3 protein-coding genes are annotated in these 2,175 nt (G+C 21.7%); 1 reads left to right on the forward strand and 2 read right to left on the reverse strand.

The window, feature by feature from the left end; all coding sequences use genetic code 11:
- Window positions 1–103 precede the first annotated feature (103 nt).
- Complete coding sequence (locus GBZ86_RS15230) at window positions 104–751, forward strand: hypothetical protein (protein ID WP_152892065.1); 648 nt, start codon at window positions 104–106, stop codon at window positions 749–751.
- A 52-nt stretch (window positions 752–803) separates the two neighbouring features.
- Here GBZ86_RS15230 and GBZ86_RS15235 read toward each other — a convergent pair whose 3' ends face one another.
- Together GBZ86_RS15235 and GBZ86_RS15240 are read right to left on the reverse strand one after the other, a co-directional pair.
- A complete protein-coding gene (locus tag GBZ86_RS15235) occupies window positions 804–1,055 on the reverse strand; it encodes a hypothetical protein (protein ID WP_152892067.1) in 252 nt (83 codons plus the stop codon).
- 96 nt (window positions 1,056–1,151) lie between these two features.
- Window positions 1,152–2,051, reverse strand: coding sequence for a DUF368 domain-containing protein (locus tag GBZ86_RS15240; protein ID WP_327445285.1), 900 nt, complete (start codon window positions 2,049–2,051; stop codon window positions 1,152–1,154).
- Window positions 2,052–2,175 lie beyond the last annotated feature (124 nt).

Raw genomic sequence — 2,175 nt, forward strand, 5'->3', positions numbered from 1 at the left:
TTTAATTAAAAAGTTATTTAATTAAAAAGTTATTTAAGAACATTTATAACTACATTTTAATACAATAAATTATATAAATATCCAAAAAATGAGGAGATACTACATGTTGATTTCATTACCTAATGAATTTTTACTTAGTAATTACGTTAATGAACAAAAACTTATTAATGAACAATTGTTAGAACAATTAGATAAAAGAGATTTTCATACCTTTACAAAAGAAATTTTTAATAAATTTAATTTTTTATTTTTAAAATCTTTAAATATTTTAAAAAAATTTTCTTTAAAAGAACTATATGAAAATTCTTCTTTTATATTTTCAGGTATATTTTATTCTCATGAAATAATACTACTTTCTTTAAAGCCAGGAAAATTTAATAAAGATTCTATAAATTTATGTAAAATTCTTCTGCAACATCTAGAATCAAAAGAAAATTATTCAAATAAAAAATATAATTATAAAAATATTCCTAAATCTTCTAAATCTAAAAAGAAAAAAAATCATATTAAAAATTCTATATCTAATTTAAATGAAGATTTAAGAAAATCCATAGAGCAAATAAAATTTGAATATAGAAGCTTATTAGTGGAAATTTTAGATAAATCTAAAATATTAGATACTAGAGAGTTAGATAATTTTTATAATAAATTTATTGAAGAGGTACTAATTCCTGATGTTAAATATCTTTGTGATTTTATGAAATTTGAAGCTAATACTTTTGAAGAAAAAATTAGAACTTTTATGAAATAACAATAACGTGGCTTTCTGCCACGCTTTTTTCTTTAAATCCTCTTTAATTAATTTATCTTAATATTAATGTAGTTATTGATACAATGACTAATATTATTCCACTTACAATTAATAACCATCCTTGTTTAATAGATGTATTTTTACTCATAACATATCCAAAGGTTATATTAGCTAATCCCATTATTCCTACACCTATATTGCCTAATATTTTCATGTTCGATATGAATATGGATAATATAAGCAATATAGTTCCTAATAATTGAACTCCAATTATTATTGCTGTGCAAATGTTTTTAGTTTTCATTTTTCAACACCATCCTTAGTATAAAATCCTACAATATATATATTGTAGGATTTTATTATACTATTAACTTTTTATTTTTTAAACTTAATATTATTTTTATTTATTCAGTTTTTTCTTTTCTAATTTTAATTTAACTTGTTCTAATAAAACTATTATACCTCCACCAATTATAAAAAATAAAATACTAAATGTACTCATATTCATAGCTGGAAGTGGATTTTCTAAAGTTGTTGGTCCCATAAATACAGCATATATGGATGCAATCATTAATCCTAATATGAAATATATAAGCTGTGATCTTCTACATATAAGCATCTTCTTAATTACTTTTATGGTTGTAAGTATTCCTGTAATAACACCTAATCCAAAAACAAATAGTATTGGTACATATGTAAGATTAAATGTTAATGTTTCTTTAATTCCAGATATAATAGGCGCATATAAACCAAAAATCAATAATAATGTTGATCCTGAAATTCCTGGTAACACCATAGCTGATATAGCAATCATTCCACATATAAAAACGTAAAAATATAATGCTATTGATGGATTTGCCAATGAAATAGTAGTACCATCTCCATTAGATACAGGATTAAAATAAGTTATTACTCCTACTAAAACTGCTCCTAATATAAGATATGATATATTTTGATACTTTCCTATTATTGATTTTTTCTCTTCCTTTAATATTATTGGAATAGATACAATAATGAACCCTACAAATAAAGAACTTATTTTATATATTTCTTTTTCAAAAATTGTAGATATAAATAATACTGAAAAAATAAATCCAAACACCCATCCACAACCTATTTTGAATAAAAAAGTTAATGCTTTTTTCTTTTCTTTTTTACTATTTTTAGATGTTAAAGAATCTAAAGCAGAAATAAATTGGTCATAAAAACCTAATATAAAGGCAATTGTTCCTCCTGAAACTCCTGGTACACTATCAGCCATTGCCATAAATATTCCTCTTATAAAGTTTAAAACAAACACTTAATTCACTCCTATTCTAAATTTTACATAATATTTTTTAGTATATATTCATATTGCTATTAAGTCCAGTTAATTTTATATTAATTTTACATTAAATAATATAATCTATAATAAATATTATTAT

This window comes from Clostridium tarantellae (genome assembly GCF_009295725.1).
In the GTDB taxonomy this organism is placed as follows: domain Bacteria; phylum Bacillota; class Clostridia; order Clostridiales; family Clostridiaceae; genus Sarcina; species Sarcina tarantellae.